The organism is Photobacterium makurazakiensis, from assembly GCF_050336715.1.
In the GTDB taxonomy this organism is placed as follows: Bacteria; Pseudomonadota; Gammaproteobacteria; order Enterobacterales; family Vibrionaceae; genus Photobacterium; species Photobacterium makurazakiensis.
Genome location: NZ_JAKJSJ010000052.1, coordinates 1 through 24,623 on the forward strand (window position 1 = coordinate 1; position 24,623 = coordinate 24,623).

Annotated in this window: 24 protein-coding genes, 2 tRNA genes and 2 rRNA genes; 13 read left to right on the forward strand and 15 right to left on the reverse strand. The window is 45.8% G+C overall.

The genetic code is table 11. The features are described 5' to 3' along the window. From L4D09_RS20980 to L4D09_RS20995, 4 genes are all read left to right on the forward strand, one after another. Positions 1-207 (forward strand): 23S ribosomal RNA (locus tag L4D09_RS20980); the annotation flags it as partial. A gap of 118 nt (positions 208-325) precedes the next feature. Further along, positions 326-441 (forward strand): 5S ribosomal RNA (gene rrf / locus L4D09_RS20985). A 66-nt stretch (positions 442-507) separates the two neighbouring features. Next, positions 508-584 (forward strand) — tRNA-Asp (locus tag L4D09_RS20990). Between the two features lie 37 nt (positions 585-621). After that, positions 622-698 (forward strand) — tRNA-Trp (locus L4D09_RS20995). A gap of 195 nt (positions 699-893) precedes the next feature. On the opposite strand, the gene L4D09_RS21000 is transcribed toward L4D09_RS20995, so the two are convergent. Continuing rightward, the gene (locus tag L4D09_RS21000) at positions 894-1,229 is read right to left on the reverse strand and encodes a hypothetical protein (RefSeq protein WP_428459485.1); all 336 of its coding nucleotides are present in this window, start codon (positions 1,227-1,229) and stop codon (positions 894-896) included. Positions 1,230-1,422: 193 nt separating this feature from the next. Here L4D09_RS21000 and L4D09_RS21005 point away from each other — a divergent pair, with 193 nt between their 5' ends. Further along, complete coding sequence (locus L4D09_RS21005; protein WP_428459486.1) at positions 1,423-1,758, forward strand: DUF1904 domain-containing protein; 336 nt, start codon at positions 1,423-1,425, stop codon at positions 1,756-1,758. A gap of 60 nt (positions 1,759-1,818) precedes the next feature. After that, positions 1,819-2,664: an endonuclease/exonuclease/phosphatase family protein gene (locus L4D09_RS21010; RefSeq protein ID WP_428459487.1), complete on the forward strand. Its 846-nt coding sequence runs from the start codon at positions 1,819-1,821 to the stop codon at positions 2,662-2,664. On the opposite strand, the gene L4D09_RS21015 is transcribed toward L4D09_RS21010, so the two are convergent. From L4D09_RS21015 to gloB, 3 genes are all read right to left on the reverse strand, one after another. Beyond that, the gene (locus tag L4D09_RS21015; protein WP_428459488.1) at positions 2,651-3,340 is read right to left on the reverse strand and encodes a YIP1 family protein; all 690 of its coding nucleotides are present in this window, start codon (positions 3,338-3,340) and stop codon (positions 2,651-2,653) included. The genes L4D09_RS21010 and L4D09_RS21015 overlap by 14 nt on opposite strands. Continuing rightward, positions 3,337-4,905: a lytic transglycosylase gene (locus L4D09_RS21020; protein WP_428459489.1), complete on the reverse strand. Its 1,569-nt coding sequence runs from the start codon at positions 4,903-4,905 to the stop codon at positions 3,337-3,339. The genes L4D09_RS21015 and L4D09_RS21020 overlap by 4 nt, the downstream gene beginning before the upstream one ends. 70 nt (positions 4,906-4,975) lie before the next feature. After that, complete coding sequence (gloB, locus tag L4D09_RS21025; RefSeq protein WP_428459490.1) at positions 4,976-5,734, reverse strand: hydroxyacylglutathione hydrolase; 759 nt, start codon at positions 5,732-5,734, stop codon at positions 4,976-4,978. A 47-nt stretch (positions 5,735-5,781) separates the two neighbouring features. Here gloB and L4D09_RS21030 point away from each other — a divergent pair, with 47 nt between their 5' ends. Then, positions 5,782-6,525, forward strand: a complete 744-nt coding sequence (locus L4D09_RS21030) for a methyltransferase domain-containing protein (RefSeq protein ID WP_428459491.1) — start codon at positions 5,782-5,784, stop codon at positions 6,523-6,525. A 301-nt stretch (positions 6,526-6,826) separates the two neighbouring features. Here L4D09_RS21030 and L4D09_RS21035 read toward each other — a convergent pair whose 3' ends face one another. The 3 genes from L4D09_RS21035 to rnhA all read right to left on the reverse strand — a co-directional run bounded on the left by L4D09_RS21035 (position 6,827) and on the right by rnhA (position 9,598). After that, positions 6,827-7,777: a nickel/cobalt transporter gene (locus tag L4D09_RS21035; protein WP_428459533.1), complete on the reverse strand. Its 951-nt coding sequence runs from the start codon at positions 7,775-7,777 to the stop codon at positions 6,827-6,829. A 110-nt stretch (positions 7,778-7,887) separates the two neighbouring features. Beyond that, positions 7,888-8,598, reverse strand: coding sequence for a DUF1007 family protein (locus L4D09_RS21040; protein WP_428459492.1), 711 nt, complete (start codon positions 8,596-8,598; stop codon positions 7,888-7,890). Between the two features lie 535 nt (positions 8,599-9,133). Beyond that, positions 9,134-9,598 carry a ribonuclease HI gene (gene rnhA, locus L4D09_RS21045; RefSeq protein WP_428459534.1) on the reverse strand — a complete coding sequence of 155 codons (465 nt, stop codon included), beginning with the start codon at positions 9,596-9,598 and terminating at the stop codon, positions 9,134-9,136. 52 nt (positions 9,599-9,650) lie between these two features. Between rnhA and dnaQ the strand changes: the two genes are divergently transcribed. Both dnaQ and L4D09_RS21055 read left to right on the forward strand, forming a co-directional pair. Next, the gene (gene dnaQ, locus L4D09_RS21050; RefSeq protein ID WP_428459493.1) at positions 9,651-10,379 is read left to right on the forward strand and encodes a DNA polymerase III subunit epsilon; all 729 of its coding nucleotides are present in this window, start codon (positions 9,651-9,653) and stop codon (positions 10,377-10,379) included. A 7-nt stretch (positions 10,380-10,386) separates the two neighbouring features. Next, positions 10,387-11,628: a TIGR03503 family protein gene (locus tag L4D09_RS21055; protein WP_428459494.1), complete on the forward strand. Its 1,242-nt coding sequence runs from the start codon at positions 10,387-10,389 to the stop codon at positions 11,626-11,628. A 96-nt stretch (positions 11,629-11,724) separates the two neighbouring features. On the opposite strand, the gene fadE is transcribed toward L4D09_RS21055, so the two are convergent. After that, positions 11,725-14,175 (reverse strand): acyl-CoA dehydrogenase FadE, encoded by a 2,451-nt coding sequence (gene fadE, locus L4D09_RS21060; protein WP_428459495.1) that lies wholly within the window; start codon positions 14,173-14,175, stop codon positions 11,725-11,727. A 396-nt stretch (positions 14,176-14,571) separates the two neighbouring features. Between fadE and lpcA the strand changes: the two genes are divergently transcribed. Together lpcA and L4D09_RS21070 are read left to right on the forward strand one after the other, a co-directional pair. Continuing rightward, a complete protein-coding gene (lpcA, locus tag L4D09_RS21065) occupies positions 14,572-15,150 on the forward strand; it encodes a D-sedoheptulose 7-phosphate isomerase (RefSeq protein ID WP_428459496.1) in 579 nt (192 codons plus the stop codon). Positions 15,151-15,195: 45 nt separating this feature from the next. After that, the gene (locus L4D09_RS21070; protein ID WP_428459497.1) at positions 15,196-15,975 is read left to right on the forward strand and encodes a class II glutamine amidotransferase; all 780 of its coding nucleotides are present in this window, start codon (positions 15,196-15,198) and stop codon (positions 15,973-15,975) included. A gap of 75 nt (positions 15,976-16,050) precedes the next feature. On the opposite strand, the gene purN is transcribed toward L4D09_RS21070, so the two are convergent. Together purN and purM are read right to left on the reverse strand one after the other, a co-directional pair. Beyond that, positions 16,051-16,695: a phosphoribosylglycinamide formyltransferase gene (gene purN, locus L4D09_RS21075; RefSeq protein ID WP_428459498.1), complete on the reverse strand. Its 645-nt coding sequence runs from the start codon at positions 16,693-16,695 to the stop codon at positions 16,051-16,053. Positions 16,696-16,699: 4 nt separating this feature from the next. After that, positions 16,700-17,740, reverse strand: a complete 1,041-nt coding sequence (gene purM, locus L4D09_RS21080) for a phosphoribosylformylglycinamidine cyclo-ligase (protein WP_428459499.1) — start codon at positions 17,738-17,740, stop codon at positions 16,700-16,702. Positions 17,741-17,936: 196 nt separating this feature from the next. Between purM and upp the strand changes: the two genes are divergently transcribed. Then, positions 17,937-18,563 (forward strand): uracil phosphoribosyltransferase, encoded by a 627-nt coding sequence (gene upp, locus L4D09_RS21085; RefSeq protein WP_428459500.1) that lies wholly within the window; start codon positions 17,937-17,939, stop codon positions 18,561-18,563. Positions 18,564-18,636: 73 nt separating this feature from the next. Here upp and L4D09_RS21090 read toward each other — a convergent pair whose 3' ends face one another. Beyond that, positions 18,637-19,887 carry a uracil-xanthine permease family protein gene (locus L4D09_RS21090; protein ID WP_428459501.1) on the reverse strand — a complete coding sequence of 417 codons (1,251 nt, stop codon included), beginning with the start codon at positions 19,885-19,887 and terminating at the stop codon, positions 18,637-18,639. 284 nt (positions 19,888-20,171) lie between these two features. Between L4D09_RS21090 and L4D09_RS21095 the strand changes: the two genes are divergently transcribed. Next, positions 20,172-21,440: a DUF2066 domain-containing protein gene (locus L4D09_RS21095; RefSeq protein WP_428459502.1), complete on the forward strand. Its 1,269-nt coding sequence runs from the start codon at positions 20,172-20,174 to the stop codon at positions 21,438-21,440. A gap of 74 nt (positions 21,441-21,514) precedes the next feature. Here the strand turns inward: L4D09_RS21095 and L4D09_RS21100 are convergent, their stop codons facing one another. The 4 genes from L4D09_RS21100 to bepA form a co-directional block, all read right to left on the reverse strand. Next, positions 21,515-21,946, reverse strand: coding sequence for a DUF2069 domain-containing protein (locus tag L4D09_RS21100; protein WP_428459503.1), 432 nt, complete (start codon positions 21,944-21,946; stop codon positions 21,515-21,517). A 49-nt stretch (positions 21,947-21,995) separates the two neighbouring features. Beyond that, entirely contained in the window at positions 21,996-22,574 is a 579-nt protein-coding gene (gene wrbA / locus L4D09_RS21105) for an NAD(P)H:quinone oxidoreductase (protein WP_428459504.1), read from the reverse strand. 39 nt (positions 22,575-22,613) lie between these two features. Next, the gene (arsC, locus tag L4D09_RS21110; protein ID WP_428459505.1) at positions 22,614-22,964 is read right to left on the reverse strand and encodes an arsenate reductase (glutaredoxin); all 351 of its coding nucleotides are present in this window, start codon (positions 22,962-22,964) and stop codon (positions 22,614-22,616) included. 126 nt (positions 22,965-23,090) lie between these two features. Then, positions 23,091-24,545, reverse strand: coding sequence for a beta-barrel assembly-enhancing protease (gene bepA, locus L4D09_RS21115; protein WP_428459506.1), 1,455 nt, complete (start codon positions 24,543-24,545; stop codon positions 23,091-23,093). Between the last annotated feature and the right edge of the window lie 78 nt (positions 24,546-24,623).

A 24,623-nucleotide genomic window follows, 5' to 3' on the forward strand; every position in this document is an offset into this window, starting at 1 on the left:
TCACGCCAGTGGCATTGCCCGGTAGCTAAGTTCGGAATCGATAAGCGCTGAAAGCATCTAAGCGCGAAGCGAGCCCTGAGATGAGTCATCCCTGATACTTTAAGTATCCTAAAGGGTTGTTGGAGACTACGACGTAGATAGGTCAGGTGTGTAAGTGCTGCGAGGCATTGAGCTAACTGATACTAATTGCCCGTGAGGCTTAACCATACAACACCCAAGGGGTTTTTTACGGACTCCACGAAACACTTGAATGGTGTTTGAGAAACTAGTCAGATTTTCCCAGATTGCTATTTACTGCCATTAGGCGGTGAATAAACAGAATTTGCTTGGCGACCATAGCATTATGGACCCACCTGATCCCATGCCGAACTCAGTAGTGAAACGTAATAGCGCCGATGGTAGTGTGGGGTTTCCCCATGTGAGAGTAGGACATCGCCAGGCTTCAAATTTAGATATTCATATTGAACGATGGATGTCGGATAGATACGTAAGTATTTATCACCGTGTGGAGCGGTAGTTCAGTTGGTTAGAATACCGGCCTGTCACGCCGGGGGTCGCGGGTTCGAGTCCCGTCCGCTCCGCCACTTATTTAAGACAAAGTTAAGTCTGTAAAATAACTACAGGGGTGTAGCTCCAATTGGCAGAGCAGCGGATTCCAAATCCGCGTGTTGGGAGTTCGAATCTCTCCACCCCTGCCACTTTCGAAAGCCTCGACAGCAATGTCGGGGCTTTTTTGCATTTGTTGCTTCTTCGAAGCAATGTTGGGATAACTAGGCGTCCCCCTGGTTCGCCAGCCCGGTCGAATCTCTCCACTCTTTCCACATTAAAGCCTTATCGATTATGCGTCTCAGCTTAAATGTTAGAGCCAGCTTTAGTATCTTCGCGCTGCAATGTTAGTAATTTGTGCACTTAACTGCTTCTGGGCGACAGAACATATCATCATGGGCGTTGCTGCATTCATTGACAACTTTAGTGATTGCCTTTCCTCGGCTTGATGAGCGGCCTTTGTATCTCTCACCGAAGATATTTAATTGGCATTGATACATGCGGTCATTATTATCGCGGTTGTGTTGTTTCTGGTTTAATTGCCCCTCCAAACTGTTCACCCTATGGGTTAACAGTTTGATTTGGTATTCAAGCTCTCTGATACGTTCGTCATTGTTTGCCGTGGCAAACGGTGATGAGGCTATTAGAACGAATACCAAGAGTGAGAGTATTTTATTTTGCATAGTATTAGACTTAATTGAACGATGTTTTATTGTGTTAGATGTTAGCAGATAATCGTCATTGTTTGTATGTGTAATAAAGCGAAAAGAAGATAGATAAATTTAGATTGACGTGGTGCTGACAAAAAATGGCTGCGAAAAAGGCCTGTGAGATGGTATCTTGTGGCTTTTATGTTTGAGTAAGATTGGAGTATATATGCCACATCTTCGTTTTCGTGCTGTTGAGTTTGATGATGTAAAGTCATTGTCAACTAAGTTAACTGACGATCTACAGCCACTAATGGCGTGCCCTCGTGAAGATTTTACCCTTGAGCATATCTCGTCCTCATTCATCTTTGATGGTGATGTATCCGATGCATACCCATTTGTCGAAGTACTATGGTTTGATCGTGGGCAGGAGATTCAAGATCAGGTTGCAGAGCTGATCACGAGTGCTGTCCGCTTACAAACCCACTCGCCAGATCTTGATGTGGCCGTGATCTTTCATGCATTAACGCCTACTGCTTATTACGATAATGGCAGTCACTACTAAATAAAACACTCTCATTTAAGTATTTGTTTCTTGTTAGCGGTTCGATATTAGGTTGGTTTGATGGCGCGTTATACCAAAGTTATGGCTGGGCTAGGAGCTGTTGCCGGGGCATTAGGGATCAGTGCGCTGAATTGGTCTTTTGATGTATCAGAAGTGCCGGAGATAAGTGAAAATGTGCTGGCACCTCGGTTCTCTTATAGCTGTATTAAGAGTGACTTAGCCCAGCCCTTGGATCAAGATGGTTCGTTCTCTGTTTCAGTATGGAATATTTACAAGCAACAGAAAGATAATTGGCGCCAAGAGCTGGAGAGGTTCAGCCAAGACAGTAACTTGGTTTTACTGCAAGAAGCCAGTTTAACCTCTGAGCTGAAAACTTACCTCGATGATGCCCCGTGGAAAGTGAGGATGGCGAATGCGTTTAAATTCCTCAATACACCTGCTGGGGTAATGAACCTGTCGTCTGTGAATGCAAAAACGACTTGTGCTTACCTTGCGATGGAACCATGGCTACGCTTGCCAAAGTCGGCTTTGCTTTCTGAATTTGTGTTGTCGAATGGCCAGACTTTGGCTGTCGTTAACCTGCATGGTGTCAACTTTGCACTTGGCCTTGAAGAATATAAAGAGCAGTTTAATAGTTTAAAGGCGGTATTGAGCAAGCATATAGGCCCGATTATTTTAGCGGGTGATTTTAATACGTGGCGCCAAGCAAGGCTCGATGTGGTTGATGAATTTGCTGAAAGCCTAGGGTTGGTAGATATCCGTTTACGACAAGATCGCCGTATTAAGGTATTTGGTAAGCCGCTGGATCACCTTTATTATCGTGATCTTCAATTAGTGAAAGCAGAAGCACCCCAAACGAGTGCTTCTGATCATAACCCGATCCTTGCCAGCTTTAAGCTACGATAATTAGAATAGGCCAAACAATTAGAGTAAGTAGCCAAGGTAGGCCTGCTACAATAATTGACTTCGCACGATCATAGTCAGTCCAGGCACTTACTGCGGCATAGCTTAATGCAATGTACCAAGGTGCTAGCAAAGGTATAGTCGTGGTAAAGGGTGACCAAGGGCTATCTAAAGGTAGTTTCAATAAACCATTTAAACTGTTTAGATCAGCGGCATTCGGCAATATATTGCTAGTATTGAATACGGCATTCAAGTAGCTGGCAAAATCACCTATAACAGCAGGCAGCATGATAAAGCACGATGCTGCCAACCACTTCCCGAAGCTGTGTTTATGACTGTTGCTTTTGGTTGATAGATTTAACCAAAGTGCCAAGACAAAAATACATGCTGTACGGCCAATCACATCACTGAATACTTCACCGGCTAATAATACTTCTTTAGTTAGCCAAGACTCTTGTACTTGTTGGTCGACGTTTGAAAGTTGAGCCATTAGCATTTGTTGGAGCCACGCTAAATCAACGTTGTTGAAATAGGTTCCCCAGAAAAAGAATGGCCCAAAGATGATCATCAAGTATGGGAGAAACGCCCATTTAGGGCGTTCATATATAGCTGCAAAGCAGTCAATCGGGGAGCGGAAAGTATCGACGACCGCGACAAACGGATTTTTAGAAGGTGTCATACACTTACCTTCGTGACATCAACATATAGTTTCAGCTTTTGCCCCGGCTTCAAGTATTTCTGTCCACTTATCTGGTTCCACTTCACCACATCAGCTACTTTCACTTGATAGCGTTGAGCTATTGAGCTGAGATTATCGCCTGAGCGAACTTGATAGAATACGGTACGAATGACGCCGCCGCTCTCGCTGTCTTTCCACAGTGTGAGCTTCTGGCCAACGCGTAGGGTGGAATTTTTGCTGATGCCATTCCACTTAGTAATCTCATCGATGGAAACCTTTTGGCTACGAGCGATTGTCCATAAGCTATCTCCAGACTGCACACTATAGGTTGTGCGATAGCCACTACCATGACTGCGCTGGGTGTTATTAGCCATACGAACCGCGGTGGTATCACTATCCTGCATAGCCACAGGAATTAGGATATAGCGGCCAACACGGATGCTACTCCCTGTCATATCGTTAGCACGTTGGATTTGTTTTGTTGTCGTCTGGTGCTTCTGTGCCAATACACTTAAGGTATCGCCTGATTGCACTTTATAGCGAACGACATTTAGCCCTTGTTGACCGCTGTTGGCAAATTCTGCGTTAAATCGGTCGACTTTATTAAGAGGCAATAGGAGGTGACTAGGTCCTTCAGGCGCAGTGGCCCACTGGTTATAGCCGGGGTTTAAGCCTTGTAGATCTTTCAGTGACATACCTGCATATTTTGCGGCCATAGCCAAGTCCATTTGAGTCTTCGGCTCAACCAGTTTTACAGCAGGCTTGTTCGCAATGGCCGGAATTGTCATGCCATATTTCTGTTGGTTTTTGATCACGTCAGCAACGGCAAGCAACTTGGGCACATAGCCACTGGTTTCTTTCGGTAGAGAGAGAGACCAAAAGTCGGTTGGTTTACCCGCGGCTTTATTATTGCGAATGGCGCGGAATACACGACCTTCACCGGTGTTATAGGCAGCGAGTGCATGAAGCCAGTTGCCATCAAACTTGCGGTTTAGGTACTCAAGTAGATCAAGTGCTGCTCGGGTTGATTCAACAACATCGCGGCGACCGTCATACCACCAGTTTTGCTCAAGACCAAAACTACGTCCTGTTGGGGCAGTTATTTGCCATAAGCCTGCAGCGCGGCCATGTGAGTAAGCAAACTGATCAAATGAACTTTCTACGATAGGTAATAATGCGAGCTCAAGAGGTAAGTCGCGTTTTTCAATTTCTTCTGTAATAAAGTACAGGAATGGTTCTGCTCGCTTGGCAACGGTATTAAGGTGGCCTGGGTAGCGTAAATACCAGTCACGGTAGTAGTTAACCTGTTTGTTATCAGGAATATCAGCGGTTAGCTGCATGCTGATACGTTGCCAAACATCGGCTTGCTCTTGTGGCGTTGGTTCTTTGACCTTTTCGACAACCGATGGCTGTGCTTTTGGGGTCGTTGCCACGGCAGGGGCGACTTGTACCGCTGGCTCTTTTTCTGTTGTTGTGTTTGTCGGTTCTTCGACTGTGTTTTTAGTATTTGTTATTTGGCAACCAGCCAGTAATAGCGCGCTCGCCAAAAAAAATCGGGATTTCATGTGTCCAGCCTATAACCAAAATAGTTGGTGATAATACTTGTCCAACTACCTTGGTTACAAGTGACCTATGTCAAAATTCGTCTTTCCAACGACGCAGCGCGGCAAAGGTTTCGACATCGCTGTCGTCAACTGCTTTATTTGCAACTGATTTTTTGATGCTAGCTTGATCGCAGCGTAGGAAGGGATTTATCAATTTTTCTTGTTTCAAGGTGCTAGGGATGGTGCTAACCCCTTGTGCGCGCAGCCTACTTACATCTTCACGGTAACGTTGAAGGTGAGGGTTGTCTTGCTCGGCAACTAAAGCAAAGGCTAAATTACTGCTAGTGTATTCATGAGCGCAGTAGATTTTTGTCTCATCGGGCAAAGCAGCGATTTTTTGTAACGAATGGTACATTTGTCCTGCTGTGCCTTCGAAAAGGCGGCCACAACCAGCAGAAAAGAGTGTATCACCACAAAATAGTTTTTCATCACCCACGTAAGCAACATGGCCAGCGGTATGACCCGGCACCCCCAAAACCATGAAACGCTCACCGAATATTTCAACTTGATCACCATCTTCTACCGATTGAGATACACCTGGAATAGGCTCGGCTGCAGGGGCTACGACATTGAGGTTTGGGTAAGCTCGCTTTAGTTCGCTAATCCCACCAACATGATCATGGTGGTGGTGGGTAATAAGGATTGCATCAAGGTGTAGCTGTTGTTCTTCTAATACTTTAATGACAGGGGTTGCGTCACCCGGGTCAACGACAACACAATGGTTATCGGGATTGTGAATTAGCCAGATGTAATTGTCATTAAATGCAGGTATGCTTTTAACTGTTAGCATGAACTTGTCTCCAGCCTTTTGATGTTGAGCACTTTATTGGAATTGCTATGAAGCCAGCCCGCACATTGAAACATATTGAACCCCCCCACAGTTGGTCACAAGTGGTCAACGGCGAATGGGCAGCAGAACTGCTTCAGGCTCAGCTTGATGAATGGTGGCCAAAGTTATTTGGTTACCATATGTTAAAGCTGGGTGGTTTAAGTTGTGAGTTAGCCAGTGGCCATTGTAACATCCAGCACCAAATTTGCATTGATAAGTTCAATCCACTGCATAATGTCATTGCTGATCCATTTGCATTACCTTTTGTAGAAAAATCGTTTGATGCATGCGTTGTTGCCCATCAATTAGATTATTGCACCGATCCTCACCGTCTCTTACGAGAAGTCGATCGGGTAACGGTGGATGATGGTTATATGTTAATTAGTGGTTATAACCCTATCAGTTTATTGGGAATGCGTGGGCTCTTGCCATGGAATAGAAAGCGTCACCCATGGACTGGAAGGATGTTTATGCCAATGCGTATTAAAGATTGGCTAGGTGTTTTGAACTACGAAGTGGTTTTCCATGAAAACTTTGCGGTCCTGCCTGCTACTCGGCATAAAGCATGCTCGGCATGGGTTGAAGGGATGCTGTCTGATAGTTGTGCGCCCATTGGCAGCTTGTACCTAATTGTTGCTCGTAAGCGAACATTCCCCTTAAAGCCAATCAAGCCAACTTGGAAATTACGGCGACAGTTATCCCCTGTCGGTTTGAACTGCCGCACGAAAGCCAGTGGAAAGCATCGCTGTTAAACAGGAAACTTACGGCTACTATACGCGAGCATCATGCTTTGCTAGGCATCAGCTTGCTCACTTTAATTGCGGTGTATGTAGTGGCGGCGCTATTTTGCCACTACGTCATTTAAGGGCAACACACTTATACCGAATGATGACGCGACTTAAAACAACATCGGCCCAACCAAAGGTTGAGCCGAGAATAGGTTAAGTTCGCAAAGAAGAATAAAACATCACCTAGCTAGGCGACAGGCCCCACGAAAGTGGGACCACTCAATAATCCAAGCCGCCATCATCACGCCTTATCAACTCAGCCTCATTAACCAAGTAATACCGGCGATAATCCCATACTTTGACTAGTGGCAAGCAATAGCCCCATCAATACCAGAATAATGCCACCCAACAACTGCAAGCTGTATCCAGCCCATATCAAACCAGTTCGTGAATCTGATTGTCTGGGATGTATTTTCCCTTGTTGTAAATACCGATGAACAATTCGTTTGCCTGACAAGGTCAGCAGGGCCAACACTGAGGTCGTTAATGCCGTACCCAGTGACATCACTAACGCACTGACCACACCCATCCAGTACAGACCGACCATATTGGCGAACAGCAATACCATGATTGCCCCAGTACATGGCCGCAGACCAATACTCATGATCACCCCGGCATACTCGCGTAAGGTCTTGGCGTTATCGACCTTTTCAGGCGGGGCAACATGGCGGTGGCCGCAGCCACACTCATCCGAGTGATTATGGTCATGGTGCTCGTGATTGTCATGACCGTAACCCAATTTTTTGGAAGCGGCAATACTACGTCGGAATCCCTTGAATGCACGCCAGCAGATCATTCCCCCCAATATGCTGACAAGGGCACTGCTAATGGTCATAAACTTCACAGCTTGTGAATTGACCTCTCGCATTGATGCATTGAAACCCCATAACAGCACACTGACCAAAGCAACGGCTACCAAAGCCTGACAAACCGCCGACATGAGTGTCAGCATCAGGCTGGTTTTCACCTTGGTCGGCTGAGTCGCTAAGTAAGTCGTTACTATCACCTTGCCATGGCCTGGACCAAGGGCGTGCAGCACCCCATAAAGAAAGCTGAAACCAGCTAGGTAACCTCCAGACACCAATGGACTTTCTTTGGCATCATAGAGTAAATCTGCCAGCTGGTTGTTCACTGTCCGCTGCCATTCGATACTCTTCAGCACCATGCTGGGCCAAGCCAACCATAACTGATATCCGCCAAACAGCATTGTTGCCATCAGCAGCGACAATATCAGCCATTCTTTTTTGACCAAGGGCTCCCTTACTGGCGAACTCGTTGCTTGATCTTTGGTGTTATCTGTCGATGGGCATTGTTTATGCAGTGTCATTAATTGAAGCCCTCATTCTTTACATTGGCATCTTTATGATCAATATCTTGGCAGTGGAATCGAACAGATTGTGTGAAGAGCTGGCCAAGCGCATTGTCAGGATCGGCATTTGCCGGCAATGATATGGCATAGCTCATTTGCTCTGGTGTTGGATTGGGCGCAATCATCTCAAGCTCGCAATAGTTAGCTAAGTCGCCAGATAACACCACATCACGCTTTGATAGCCAGGACATGTCAACATAGTAGCTTGGCTCAAAAATTAGTAGTTTAAGCGAATCGGTGGTCACTGGCTGCGGTTTTGACAGAGGTAATTCGAAGGTGAGCACTAACCGCGCCCGATCACGGGTGAGCTCTCCATAGCGCGCTAGCTGGTATTTGATTGGCTCTTCACCATCGTAGAAATAGGTAAAGTAATGCTCGTACATCATATTATCGAGCACTGATGCGGTAATCTTGGTGAAGGTTTGTGCCTCCATCTCCGGGGAGGTGTCTTCGCCATCCAACATGTACGCCGAGGTCATAGGATCAAAAGACCATTCCATCCGAAAGCCTGTGATTAAGCCGTCGTTGCCATCGACATAGGTCTTCATTTCAATCCAGGAATGAGGGTGCGCCGTAACCAACAGCGGAAAAAAGAGGAGAGAGAGGCCGGTGATTGCCCGCTTGATTGCGGCATATGTCCGGTTGTTTGCCCTTTTACGGTAAAACATTAAAAACCTTGTGTCGCGAGTTGCAGAAAAAATAGAATGTTATGTTATAACATTCTGGCTCGTGACCACCAATTCTTTTCTTTACCGATTATTAGTTGTGTGATTATTGATATTCCTATGACAAGATCTCGGAAAATCAACTCTCCCCCTTATTTTGAATAAGATCCTGAGGGTCATTTCATTTACCTCAGCACTAGAAATGCCCCCATTAACAACTGGTGCAATTGGCGGGGCATTGAAGAGACTTATCGATAAAGATTACGAGAAGGCGACGTTTCATCGCATTAATGTTCAGCGTGACTTGAGGATATGATAAGGACATGATGAAGCAGCGAGACAGCCAGTCGCACGGCCTAATTCTGATAGTTGTGCGCCCATTGGCAGCTTGTACCTAATTGTTGCTCGTCAGCGCACACTCCCATTAAAGCCAATCAAGCCAACTTGGAAATTACAGCGACAGTTATCCCCTGTCGGTTTGAACTGCCGCACGAAAGCCAGTGAGAAGCATCACTGTTAAACAGGAAGCTGGCGGCTGTTAGCTGGCCTTGTAGCCTACATCGTCTTGGGTAGGAGATTCTGCTGCCGTGCGAGCGAGATCATCACACCGTTCATTTTCTGGATGACCGGTATGGCCTTTTACCCAATGCCAAGATACTTGATGGCGCTGGGTTTCATTATCTAAGCGCTGCCATAAATCTGCATTTTTCACAGGTTTTTTATCGGCTGTTTTCCAACCGCGTTTTTTCCAATTATGGATCCATTGTGTGATCCCTTGGCGTACATATTGGCTATCTGTCGTGAGCTCGACATGGCAGGGTTCTTTTAGGCTCGCAAGGCCAACAATGGCCGCGAGTAGCTCCATACGGTTATTTGTGGTCATGAAAAAGCCGCCGTTGAGTTCTTTTTCATGTTGTTTATAGCGTAAAACGGTACCGTATCCGCCGGGCCCTGGATTGCCGAGGCAAGAACCATCTGTGAAAATCTCTACCTGCTTGGTCATATTTGGTAGTATTAGCATTAGTTGAAAACTTGAGTCTGACACAATCATTACTATGAAAGCCACTAATGAACGCATAATCGTATTCGATACAGAAACAACTGGTATGAATATGACCGGTCCTCACTATGAAGGTCACTGTATTGTCGAGATCGGTGCGGTTGAGATCATCAACCGAAAACTGACTGGTAATAGTTTCCATGTTTATATCAAACCGGATCGATTGATCGATCCTGAAGCGATTGATGTTCATGGTATTACCGATGAATTCTTGGTCGATAAGCCACTGTACAGAGAAGTGCATGATGAGTTCATGGAATTCATTCGTGGAGCAGAATTAGTTGCACACAATGCGCCCTTTGATACCGGCTTCATGGATTATGAATTTGGCAAAATTGATCCGTCAATTGGTAAGACTGCTGATTTCTGTAAAGTTACAGATACCTTGGAAATGGCGAAGCGCTTGTTTCCAGGAAAGCGTAACAACCTCGATGTGCTTTGTTCCCGTTATGGTATAGATAACTCGCACCGAACATTGCACGGGGCATTACTCGATGCCGAGATTTTGGCTGACGTCTATTTGTTGATGACGGGTGGACAAACGTCGTTAGCATTAAGTGCAGGCAATGAAGATCGTGATGCTGGTGCAGAAAATGAAATTCGACGACTGGCTTCAGGGCGAAAAGCATTAAAGATTATTCGCGCCTCTGCCGATGAAATAGAAGCGCATGAATCGCGTTTAGATATTATCGATAAAAAGGGTGACGTCATGTGGCGTCTGTAGAGGTATTATGAGGCGATTATGGTGGTTCGTACTCCTTTTACCCGTATTGTCGTGGGCAAATGACAATACGGTAATGACGTGGCTAGATAATCGCTTCCGTGTTGACCCGACGGTTGAGCAAGTCTCGTTTATGGTTAAGCGAGAGAAAGGAAGCCGCTCTGTCGTGTTGGTTCGGCCCGATGGCAGTAAATATTACTCGTGGCGCCACCCAGAGAATGTTGCTTGGTATGAAGAGCCGGGCATGGATATTATCTCGATTGATAATCCGATGCCTGGTCCGTGGCAGGCTGTCGGAAAAGTCACGCCTCGAAATAAAGTTGTTGTACTGTCAGAGCTGCAGTTGAATGTCGACTCGTTACCAACACGCTTATATCAATCTGAAACCCTCAAGTTTACGGCTCGCCTAACCCAGAATGGTAATTTGCTCACACGCAAAGATTTTTTGGATCGGGTGAAGCTTTCTGTGGTGTTTTATGAATATATTGAAAATGAAGACGATTTACCGAAAGAGTCGCAGCCTACTCCGATAGTACTTGGAGAGTTTGCTGATGATGGGCTTGGCTTTGATGAACAGGCTGGCGACGGCGTTTTTACGGTTGCCTTACCGATGGAAGTTCAGCCGGGTAAATATCGCGTTGAAATCAGCTCAGCGAATGGGGTCTTTCTTCGCACTGTTGAACAAGAAGTATTGGTATATCCCCCGCCAGTCCGAGCCAGCTTTATTCAAGGAAGAGGATCGAGTGAGTCGCATCAAGTGGTTGTCGAGGCTGAAGATGGGGCATTGAAATTAGGTTCGTTGGCGGCGCATATCGAGCAAGTTAGCATGGACGGTGATAAAACAATCCGCCAGCAGGCTGCCCTCGGAGAAGAAAGCAGTTTGAAAGTCTGGTTACCTAACGGTAAAAAAGCAGGACGCTATACATGGTCTGGCTGGCTCTATGCGACGGATAACTTTAACAATCGTGAACTTATTTTTCAGTTGCCAGAGCGCCATTTTGCTGTAATGGCAGAGCTTCAGCTTGACCGAAATCTAGAAGCATTCCGTGCACAGCAAGAAGAAAAAGCGAGGCAAGCAGAAATCCAGCAGCTGGAAGCTGAGAGGCAGGTAGCGCGTTCAATTGCCTTAAAAATTATCGCTGGTGTTAATTTTGTCATCATCATATTAGCTGTGGTTGGAATGATTGTTTGGCGTAAATGGAAAGTGAAAAAGCAGCTAGATACAGTAAACATTGAAGCCCCAACAACCTGATATTGCTTGTTCCGAAATAAAAAAAGGGAAGCCTTGGTATTACACCTGCAGGCTTCCCTTTTTTATTTATGATATTGAATGCTGGGTATTGGTTTTCTAAGCAGCAATATCTTTTTGAGTATCTTGATACGGGTTGGCAGCGAGATCTTGTGGTTCAAAGTCATCGACATTGATGGTACGTAGTCGGCCTTCCTCTGCTCGGTGCAGCAGCTCAGCTTCCTCACTATTGATTGCATTAAGGGCTAGCCCTGTTTCAGCCACTTTATCGAGCTGCATAAAGGGCATTTTCTTCCCAGCAGCCTGACAAACTCGGTCGTAGATAGGCTCGGCGGCTAAAATATCTTTTAATGCGGCTTCAATCATACCTACGGCATTATTTTCAGTCGCTTCTAAATATTGGTTGCGACCAATTCGGCTACGGGTCTCACTCGGAGTCTGAATAAGGTGTGCGACTTGGTGATCAAGTTTATCTGATGGTCGAACGCGGCTTAACCCCAGCGGGAAAATCATGACGCGAAGGGCCGCTGCAATTGGTCGGTTCGGGAAGTTACGCAAAAATTCATCTAGCGCTTCTTGGGTTTGATAAAGTGAATCTTGCAGCCCCCAATGCACCAGAGGTAAATCTTCTTTTTTACTTCCTTCATCGGTATAGCGCTTTAATGTGGCAGAGGAGAGGTAGAGTTGACTTAATACATCCCCAAGGCGCGCCGATAAGCGTTCTTTTCGTTTCAGTGAACCACCTAACACAGCCATGGATATATCGGCTAACAGTGCCAAGTTTGCACTGTAGCGATTAAGCTGTTGGTAATAGCGTAGGGTTGGGTCTTTGCGTGGGGCGGAAGAGCCGCGGCCATCGGTTAAGCCAAACCAGAAAGAACGAACCATATTACTAATGACAAAGCCAACGTGACCAAACACCGCGCCATCAAAAGCGGTTAAAGCTTTTTCTTCATCGTCATCATAGGCGGCATTCATTTCATCTAACACATAAGGGTGGCAGCGAATGGCACCTTGGCCAAAGATGATCATTGAGCGGGTCAAGATATTCGCCCCTTCAACGGTGACAGCGATTGGTGCACCTTGGTAGCTTCGTGCGAGGAAGTTACTTGGCCCCATGCAAATCCCTTTGCCGCCAGCGACGTCCATCGCGTCGATAATGCTACGTTGGCCTCGATGGGTGCAGTGGTATTTGACGATAGCGGAGATAACCGAGGGCTTTTCACCTAAATCAATACCCGCGACGGTTAAGTTACTTGCGGCATCCATGACATAAGCATTGCCTGTAATGCGCGCCAATGGTTCTTCGATACCTTCCATTTTTCCAATGGGCAACTTGAACTGGCGACGAATTCGAGCATAGGCCCCTGTTGCCATTGCTGCGGTTTTTATCCCGCCTGTCGAGTTGGATGGGAGGGTAATACCACGACCAACAGATAGGCACTCAACCAGCATACGCCAGCCTTGTCCGGCCATTTCCTGTCCGCCAATGATAAATTCAATAGGTACAAATACTTTATCCCCTTGAGTCGGACCATTTTGGAATGGCACATTCAACGGGAAGTGACGACGGCCAATATCGACGCCTTCGATGTCGGTTGGGATCAGGGCACAAGTGATACCTAATTCCTCTTCGTCACCAAGTAAATGGTTTGGATCAAAGAGCTTAAAGGCCAAGCCAAGCACCGTAGCAACGGGCGCGAGGGTGATATAGCGTTTATTCCACGTTAGCTCCATACCAAGGACTTCTTCTCCTTGCCATAGGCCTTTTTTAACAATACCAAAATCTGGAATTGAACCTGCGTCAGAGCCGGCTTCTGGACTTGTTAGTGCAAAACAAGGGATTTCTTGCCCTGCAGCCAAGCGAGGGAGGTAATGATTTTTTTGATCGGTTGTGCCGTAGTGTTGGAGTAACTCGCCTGGACCTAACGAGTTAGGTACGCCAACCGTAGAAGAGAGAACACCGGATACACCTGTCAACTTTTGTAAAACGAGTGACTGTGCATAGGCTGAAAACGCTAAGCCGCCATATTCTTTTTTGATGATCATCGCAAAGAATTTGTTGTCTTTCAGGTATTGCCATACTTCTGGGGGGAGATCGGCAAGATCGTGCGTGACCTGAAAATCATTGACCATGCGGCAAACTTCTTCGACAGGGCCTTCAAGAAAGGCTTTTTCTTCTGCGCTCAATCGTGGTGCAGAAATATCATGGAGTTTATTCCAATCAGGCGCGCCTCTAAATAAGTCTGCTTCCCACCATACGGTTCCTGCATCGATAGCTTCTTTTTCAGTGCGGGACATTTCTGGCATCACACTTTTGAACGCGTTTAATGCAGGGCGACTAAGCAGCGACTTTCGTAGGGATTGCACATTTAGCGGTATAGCGATAACGAGGAAAACTAACCAGCTTATTTGGCCTGTTACATCAATCAGTGAGCCAAGCATTAGCGCAGCTGCAATCGCAATCGTAAAGGTTCGAAGATTAGTGCGGTGATAAGCAAGCACACCGATTATACCAATCAGCCCGAGTAGGTACGCAAGGGTAACCATGATTTATCTCCTTATATGGGCGTAGCGTTATTATTATGTAGGCATACGAAATTCAAGGTAAGAGGTCTAACCACTCGATATAAATTGTAATTCAATCTTTAATAAAATGTAAATTAAATTTAATTTTTGCTGGCGGAAGGTTACGTAAAGATGTCTTGGCAGCCAATGTAAAGGCAGTGTTTATCGAGTAAGCACTCGTCAGGATATTTTGTTGTGTCGCTGAGCATGCTTTGTTATCAGCGTCTGTTGAGCGATTATGTGAACAATTGGTGATAAAGAATCACAATGTTCAGCAGCAAGAGTCGACACCTCTCAGTGTTTCTTTGTACACTGCAAGTCAAGGCGTATAAAAACAGCCAAGCTGTAATAAAATATTGAAGAATTAGAGTAGAGCCTATGTACCAAGATATGATCCGTGCGGAGCTTAACGAGGCCTCTGAAGTATTGAATCTCTTTCTGAGTGATGATAAACACCTCGCTGATATTGAAGCGGCAGCAAAACTGCTAGCAGAGTCGTTTAAACAAGGTGGTAAGGTACTGTCTTGTGGGAATGGTGGCTCGCATTGTGATGCGATGCACTTTGCTGAAGAACTAACAGGTCGCTACCGCGAAAACCGTCCAGGCTACCCTGGTATCGCGATTTCTGATCCAAGCCATATGTCGTGTGTGAGTAACGATTTTGGTTATGACTATGTATTTTCTCGCTACCTTGAAGCCGTCGGCGCAAAAGGCGATGTGCTATTTGGTCTATCAACGTCTGGTAATTCTGGCAATATAATTAAAGCCATTGATGCTGCTAAAGCGAAAGGGATGAAAGTAATAGCCCTTACCGGCAAAGATGGTGGGCAAATGGCTGGTTTAGCGGATGTTGAAATTCGTGTGCCGCATTTTGGTTTTGCCGACCGTATTCAAGAAGTGCATATCAAGATCATCCATATCTTGATTATGTTGGTTGAGAAAGAAATGGCTGAGTAACCACTGACTGTGGTGGCTAGGCTATGTGATAGAGCATGATGGACTATGTGTGAACTACTTGGCATGAGTGCCAATGTGCCAACTGATATTTGTTTTAGTTTTACAGGTTTAATGCAGCGTGGTGGCAATACTGGGCCACATCGTGATGGCTGGGGAATTACCTTCTATGAGGGGAGGGGATTTCGCACATTTAAAGATCCTAACCCTAGCTGCCAATCGCGTATTGCGGAACTAGTGCAGGAATACCCAATAAAAAGCTGTGCGGTTGTCAGCCATATTCGGCAGGCAAACCGAGGTGGGGTTAATTTAGAAAACACCCACCCATTTACACGTGAGCTTTGGGGACGTTATTGGACTTTTGCGCATAATGGCCAGTTAACGGGGTATCAATCTTTAGATACTGGGCGATTTAAGCCCGTTGGTGACACGGATAGTGAAATTGCTTTTTGTTGGTTACTTAATCAGCTAGAAGCTGAATATCCTGAACCAACCGATGACTGGGAAGCGGTGTTTAAATTGGTCGCGAAGAGTTGCGACACGTTAAAAGAACTTGGCGTGTACAACATGCTGTTAAGTAATGGTGAGTATGTACTTACCTACTGTACCAATAATTTACACTGGATAACGCGCCGTGCACCGTTTGGTCAAGCATCGTTGATTGATGAAGATGTAACGATTGATTTTCAACAAGAAACGACACCCAATGATGTGGTGACGGTGGTTGCAACTCAACCGCTGACGAATGATGAAAGCTGGCATAAAATGCTGCCGGGAGAATTCGGTGTGTTTCATTATGGTGAATTGGTCCATAACCGAACGGTGTAATACTGCAGAATTCATAAAAATAAAAACGCGACCGAGGTCGCGTTTTTTATAGGGTCGATATGGGCCAGACGACGATTAGTCTTCCGTTGCATACCCCTGTTCTGACAGTGTTTTACCATCAACAACGGCTTGCTCACCGTTCATTATTGCCCGCTGCTGAAGACACCAATTTGCGACAAGAGGATAGATTCGGTGCTCTTGTTCTTGCACTCGTTCGGTCACTTCTTCTACAGTATCGCCATTAAAAATGGGTACTTTAGCCTGCAAGATAACGGGGCCACCATCTAGCTCTTCAGTAACGAAATGTACACTGGTCCCATGCTCCGTATCACCGGCATCAATGGCTCGCTGGTGGGTATTAAGGCCCGTGTATTTAGGCAGCAACGACGGATGGATATTGATCATTCGCCCTTGGTAGTGACGAACAAAATCGCCGCTCAGAATACGCATGAATCCAGCCAAAATCACTAAATCAGGCTGGTAGTTATCAATCAACCCTGCCATTGCCTGATCGTATTCTGCACGATCTGTGAAATCTGCTGCTGATAAATGTAGCGCATCAATGCCTGATTCTTTTGCCCGTTCAAGGCCGTAAGCGTTCGCTTTATTTGATAATACAGCGGCGACTTTCGCGTTTTCAATGATGCCTGAATCACAGGCATCAATGATAGCTTGAAGGTTAGATCCGTTACCGGAAATAAGAACGACGATATTTTTCATCGGCTTACAGGATCTCCACCTGTTCTTCACTTGCATCAGCGTTAGCAATGCTACCAAGTAGCCATGCATTTTCGCCTTCAGCGTTCAGAATGTTGATAGCTTGATCTGCTTGCTCTTGTGGAAGCGCAATGACAAGGCCAACACCACAGTTAAAGGTGCGGTACATTTCGTAAGTATCAACATTACCAGCGTCTTGTAGCCAGTTAAAGACAACAGGCCACTCCCAGCTATTACCGTTAACGACTGCTTTCGTACCTTCCGGTAGAACGCGAGGGATATTTTCCCAGAAACCACCACCTGTAATGTGTGAAATAGCGTGAACATCACAGCTTTCCATCATTTTCAGTGTTGATTTTACGTAGATTTTTGTTGGCTCTAGTAGGTGATCAGATAGTGCTTTACCTTCAAGTTCTTGGCTTAAATCAGCGTCAGATACTTCAAGGATTTTACGGATCAAAGAGAAACCGTTTGAGTGAGGGCCGCTAGAACCAACAGCAATTAGAGCATCACCTGCTTTAACCTTGCTACCATCGATGATGTCAGCTTTTTCGACAACACCAACACAGAAGCCAGCGACGTCATAGTCTTCGCCATGGTACATACCTGGCATTTCAGCTGTTTCACCACCAATCAGTGCACAGCCAGATTGAATACAGCCTTCACCAATACCTGCAACAACTGCAGCAGCAGTGTCTACGTCTAACTTACCTGTTGCGTAGTAATCAAGGAAGAACAGAGGTTCGCCACCTTGAACAATCAGGTCGTTTACACACATGGCTACTAAGTCGATACCAATTGTATCGTGCTTGTTTAAATCCATCGCTAAACGAAGTTTTGTGCCCACGCCGTCTGTACCAGAAACTAATACCGGCTCTTTATACTTGGTTGGTAGGGCACATAGTGCACCGAAACCACCAATTCCGCCCATGACTTCGGGACGGTGGGTGCGTTTGACCACCCCTTTAATACGATCAACTAATGCATTACCTGCATCGATATCAACACCAGCATCTTTGTAACTAAGAGAAGAGTTATTGTCGCTCACAGGAGATCCCTCAACGTATTAAAGTAAAAAAGCGGGGCTATGATAACAGCAGTCAGGGCGTAAAGGGAAACGTTTGCGTCAATAAATATTGCTGACTAATTCTTAAGCAAACGATGACCTGAGCACTATCTAGCTACAATTGGTCTAGTGTATAATAATGCGTTTTTTTTAAATTTTGCGTGTCTAGGAGTCAGAGATGAAAGTCGTTGAGGTGAAACACCCGTTAGTAAAACATAAGATTGGTCTTATGCGTGAAGGTGATATCAGCACTAAGCGTTTTCGTGAGCTAGCCACAGAAGTTGGTAGCTTGCTTACGTACGAAGCGACTTCAGATTTCGAAACAGAAAAAGTGACGATTGAAGGCTGGAATGGTCCAGTTGAAATTGATCAAATCAAAGGCAAGAAAGTTACCGTTGTGCCAATCTTGCGTGCTGGTTTGGGTATGATGGATGGTGTACTTGAGCATATGCCAAGTGCGCGTATTAGTGTTGTCGGTATTTACCGTGATGAGGAAACATTAGAGCCAGTTCCATACTTTAACAAGCTGGCGTCAAACATCGATGAGCGTATTGCATTGGTTGTAGATCCAATGCTAGCGACTGGTGGCTCTATGATTGCTACATTAGACCTATTGAAAGAGCAAGGTTGTAAGCAGTTTAAAGTTCTGGTGTTGGTTGCTGCTCCTGAAGGCATTGAAGCGCTTAAGAAAGCACACCCAGATGTAGAGCTGTACACTGCAGCAATTGATGAAAAGCTAAATGATAAAGGCTACATCGTTCCTGGTTTGGGCGATGCGGGTGATAAGATCTTCGGCACGAAGTAATTACTCAAGCGATAAAAAAACCGGACGATAGTCCGGTTTTTTTATATCTGAAGTTTAGCAATCTGCATCAATGCTAGTGGCGGTCTTCATCGATTTGAGCGTTATCAACAACGTGATTCTCACCAAGATCATCAGGTAAGATCAGGTTTAGGAGTATCGCAACGATACCGCAAAGGCTTACCCCTTGTAGGCTAAACTCGCCAATACCAAATGCCATACCGCCAATACCAAATACAAGAGTAACAGCCACAATCACTAGGTTACGCGCTTTATGTAAATCAACCTGGTTTTTGATGAGGGTGTTTAGCCCAACAGTGGCAATTGACCCAAACAACAGGATCATTATACCGCCCATAACCGGGACAGGAATTGTTTGAAGCATTGCGCCGAGCTTACCCACAAACGCTAATACTAACGCCGTTACCGCAGTCCAAGTCATAATCACCGGGTTGAATGACTTTGTTAGCATTACAGCGCCTGTGACTTCCGAATATGTGGTATTGGGTGGAGCTCCAACCATTGAAGCCGCAATCGTTGCCACGCCGTCACCAGCGATAGTGCGATGTAGGCCTGGTTTTTTTAGGTAATCCTTACCCGTAACATTCGATATTGCTAGCATGTCACCTACGTGTTCGACTGCAGGCGCTATCGCTACAGGGATCATAAATAATACGGCATTAATGTTGAACTCAGGAAAGGTAAAGTTTGGCATGGCCAACCAGCTAGCTTGTTGAACGGGCGTAAAGTCAACAACGCCGAATGCCAAGCTTGTCAGGTAGCCAGTCACGATCCCCGCCATGATAGGCACGAGTTTGAAGAAACCTTTTGCAAAAACGCTAACCCCAATCGTTACTAGTAGGGAAATGGCAGAAATCCAGATGGCGGCATCACCATTAACGAGCTGAACGGCACCGTCTCCTGTTTTGCCTACAGCCATATTCACAGCTGCGGGGGCCAAGCCGAGGCCTATGACCATAATGACAGGGCCAACCACGACGGGAGGAAGTAGTTTATGGATAATACCGACGCCACGAACTTTAATGACGACACCCATGCAAATATAAACCACCCCTGCCATCATTAGGCCGCCCATAGTTGCAGCAATGCCCCAGGTTTGGACGCCGTACATGATAGGAGCAATAAAAGCAAAAGAGGAAGCAAGGAAGATTGGAACAGATCGTTTGGTGATAACTTGGAAAAGCAGTGTACCGATACCAGCACCGAATAGGGCAACATTAGGATCTAGCCCTGTTAAAAGGGGCACCAAGACTAAGGCACCAAATGCAACAAATAGCATCTGTGCACCCTGTAATATCTGCATCATTATAAATTCCCACCCAACAATAAAAAAAATCGCGGAATATTATCACAGTAGAAAACGTTTGCCTAAGCGGGAAGATCAATTATTTACTCGATACATTGTGTTACTTATGTAAAAGCGGAATTATCACAATTTACTGACGATGGATTACTTGTAATGACAGATACTTATTACCAATTCGTGGTGAAAATACTCAAAAGAGTTCTAATTTTGTGTCAGAAGCAGTTGCCGAGCGAGATACTATCACCTTATGATCAGGCCCTAATTAAGTAATGAATGAGTTTACTATGTTGCGTGTTGCTTTACTTTTCATGGTGATATTAGCCCTGCCGTTAAAAGCGGCAACGGTTACCAACTTGTATCAAGCGCAGGTGATACTGCCAGATACGGATAGACAGTCTGAGCAAGCCGCTCGTAATCAGGCGCTGCAACAGGTGCTGATCAAAGTTTCTGGTCAGAGTGGGATAGTACAAAATGAAGTGATTGCCAAAGCAATCAAGAATAGTAGCCAGTACGTTAGTCAATTTGGCTATGGTAATTTGGATGGCCAACAAACACTGGATTTGACGTTTGATCGTGCTCGGATCCGTAACTTACTAACGCAAGCAAATTCCACACTATGGGGTGAGCAGCGTCCAAATGTACTGATATGGTTGGTCGAAGATGCCAACCGAAGCCGTAATATAGTATGGGATCAGTCCAGTAATGCTTTAATACAGGATGTGAAACGCGCATCAGATGTGCGTGGTTTACCTGTGATGTTACCGATTGGTGATTTTGAAGATGTTACAGCAATTAGTATTCCCGATCTTTGGGGTGGTTTTGTTCAGCCGATATCGGGCGCGAGCCTCCGTTATCAACCTGATGCCATCGTAGTTGCTCGTGCACGTCAAATGGGTGATGGCAATGTACAACTTGGCTGGCAACTTTTTTCGGAAAATGCAGAGCGTCTTGCAACGGCTCAGTTAGTCCCTGTGGAAGGGCGTATTGAAGGAACGAGGGCTGAGACCATAACTCAAATGGTGGGTCAGGTTACCGATCACTTGGCGGCAAAATATGCGGTGCCACTTGGCGGCGATAATTCTGGCTTAGTGTCGGTAGTGGTGGATAATATCCAGTCATCAGAAGATTTCTTTACACTAGAGCGGATGATGACAAACTTAACGTCTGTTGCTGCGGTAAATGCGCATAAAATTCAAGGGCAGAGTGTTGAGTTTACCGTTCAGCTCTTAAGTACTGAAGATGCCTTTCAGCGAGAGTTAAGCCAAGATCGTCGACTTTCATCAGCTACGCCTGTTACTGCCGAAGACATGCAAGCGAGCGAAGTCATTGAGTCAGAGGAAGAAATCGACAGCGAGCCAACGGTTGAGGGGATGATTCGGGCGACTCAGTTACAAGCACCAGAATCGACGCCTGAGCCAAGTCAACCGATTGACACTGAAGGAGTATCAACCTCTGTGCCTGACGTAGAAAATAGCAGAAGCGAGGGACTAGAGGTGGCTCCTGTTAATACGCGTCCAGCGAAGCAGGCCAAAGTATTCCATTGGACGCCTTAGTCGTTTCTATGTGATTTGAGTCTTGAAAAAACGGTGGGCATGCCCACCGTTTTTGATCGTACTACGATAACGTTTTAGGACTTTGGCCCTTCATGTCGTGCTTTTTCTTCTTTCTCTACTTGAGATAATCGCTTCAGCTTTATTCCTAACTCTTTACCTCGCATCCGCGCAAATAAAATGTTGGCGATAAATGCGCTAGTCGTCAGTATGAGTTCTACTAACGCCAGCCAGCGTTCACCTTCATCCACCCATAGCAAGGTAAGAGCATGAAGGAAGTAGAACATTAAAATGAAGTTAGCCCATGCGTGGGTATAGGGTTTACCCGCTAAAATGCCTTTTAGAGGAAGCAGTATAGGCAGCATCCATACACCGGCAAGAACGATATTGTTAAGGTGTGGGTGTGGCGATAAGGTGCTTTGCCATAAACCCACCCAGCCTAATAAAGACAGGTTCGCCGTTAGTGCCGCATAGCGTAAGCTGCGGGTTGTTTTACTCATCGCGGTCATGTGACATCCTTTTATGACCTATTTGTACCCAGTGAGCGGGGTATAGTGATCATTGTAATTTAAGCGCAGCTTGAGCTAGCCGTTTTCCCATCGCTTGTGCGAGTTCGCACTCTTCTCGGCTTAACTGTCGGTCTGCTCCATGATTCAAGTGAGATGGCCCATACGGTGTACCACCTGATGTTGTTGTATGCAAAGCAGGCTGTGAGTAGGGGATCCCCATGACTAACATGCCGTGATGTAGCAATGGCAACATCATGGATTGCAAGGTCGTTTCTTGGCCTCCATGCATCGATGATGAGGAGGTGAAAACACATGCTGGCTTACCAATAAGCGTGCCTGATAACCATTCAGTACTGGTCGAATCAATAAAGTGTTTTAACGGTGCTGCCATATTGCCAAACCGTACAGGACTTCCCATTGCTAGCCCGAGACATTGATCGAGATCGTTTCGAGAAACCAGCAGATCACCTTGTGATGTCTCCGTGGTTTGACCGAGATGGTTGATATCGGCCACTGTGCGTAAAACGGCTTCACAATTTGCAACCTGTTCGATTCCACGGGCTATTTGTCGGGCGAGTTGACGTGTACTGCCATGACGACTGTAATAGAGCACCAAAATACTATTCATCTATCTGCCTTAACTGCGGTGTTTGCCAATCTGCGTTCACTACAGAATGGTTAGTACTTGCTCTGGTGGTCGACCCATGGCCGCTTTATTGCCATTGACAACAATTGGGCGTTCGATCAGTTTAGGGTTTGCAGCCATGGCCTCAAAGAGCTGTTGCTCGGTCACACTGTCTTCGCCAAGCGCTAATTCTTTGTAAAGAGCTTCTTTGGTACGCATCATATCGCGCGCTGAGTTGTAACCGAGTTGCTTTAGCAGCGTTTGTAATTGCTCGCTACTTGGCGTGTCATCAAGGTATTTGACAATCTCTGGAGAAACATTGTTTTCTTCGAGTAAGGCTAATGTTTGGCGGCTTTTAGAACAACGAGGGTTATGATAGATGATCACTGGCATGGTTTCTTCCTATGAGCGCTGATGGCCGCTTTCCAGCGGCCAGTAGAGTGTTTTAGTTATGTTGCCCTATTGTAGAGCAAGTGTCAGTAAGAAGAAATGGATTAGCATTTAGGTTTGAGAGCATGGTCAGAGGTTTGCAAACCGTGAACGTGCCAAACGTAGTTGGTCAATACGAGCGTCATAGCGAGCTTGGTCTAATGAATTTATATCAACAAGTTGGCTCGCCTGAATATAAAACTGAATGGCTTTTTCCCAAGCACCTCGTAATGCCATTAATTCCGCTCGTGCAGCTAACTCGGCATCTCGGCGCCCATTTGCGGCTTGTGCTTGAGCAAGTAAGTGCCAGCCGTTTGCATCTTGTGGGTTGTCATAGGTATAACGGGTCAGAATGGGGATACTCTCGTTATTGCGGTCAGCCTCTTGTAATGCATGTGCCAAGTTTAAGCTCAACACTTTATGATTAGGGGTCGCCTTGAGCGCATTTTCTAAGCGAGATATAGCCCGATCAAATTGTTTTTCATATAAGTCGAGATCAGTCGCCGAATCAATATAAAAGCGGTTGTTGGGTTCTGCAGCTAGAAGCGGGTCAAGTAAGGCATGTGCTTGCTGGTATTTGCCTGTATCGATGTAAACCAGCGCCTTACCATAATTTAAGGCATCGCGGGTTGCGCCATTGGCACGTTTTAGTCTGCGTTCAAACCAATCTAAAGCCGCATTGCCATCGATACCCGCATAACGGGCAATGATACGAGCACGGGCTAATTCATAGCGTAAAGATTCTTGAACTTGGTTACTAGGGTATTGATTGGCACGCTCTCGGCTGTCGGTAACCCTCGATTCAGGCAATGGGTGAGTCAGTAGCATCTGCGGTGGCGTGCTGGCGTAGCGGTATTGATCGGCTAGTCGACCAAAAAAGCGAGGCATAGCCTGTACATCAAAGCCAGATTTAGCCAACGTCCTAATACCAATATAGTCTGCTTCTTTTTCATTACTGCGGGTGTAGTTGATTTGCCCTTGTGCTGATGCTGCGGTTGTTGCATGAATGGCAGCGATTCCTGCCTCGGGAGAAGCGATTGCTAACATCAAAGAACCAATGAGTGCTGCCATGGTTGCGGGTGACTTCTTGGCTTGATCTTCCATACTACGGGCTAAGTGCCGTTGGGTAATATGGGCTATTTCGTGAGCAACAACAGACGCCAGCTCACTTTCAGTATTTGCATGAAGAAACAAACCGGTATGGATTGCGACATGGCCGCCAAAAAAGGCAAATGCGTTAATTTCGCGGTTTTGGATCATGAAAAAGTTAAACGGGGTACGGACATCACTCGCATTGGCGACCAGTTGGTGACCCAAATCTTGAATATATTCAGATAAGAGAGGATCGCTAACGACAGGCATGCTTGCCCGGATCATGCGCATGTAAGCATCCCCATACTCGATTTCTTTTTCAATGCTTAAGGTTGAGGCTGCGGCCATCCCGATCTCAGGTAGACTATTTATCGAGTTCGTTGACGCAGGAAAACTGGTACCAAGTAATGCACTAATGAGTATAAAGGCTGGTGCCTTAGTAAATCGAAACATATTTAAAATACAACCGCCTTGTTACGTTTACTGTTTTTCGCGTGATGCGAGACTAAATCTGCTCTATCTGAGAGAGTG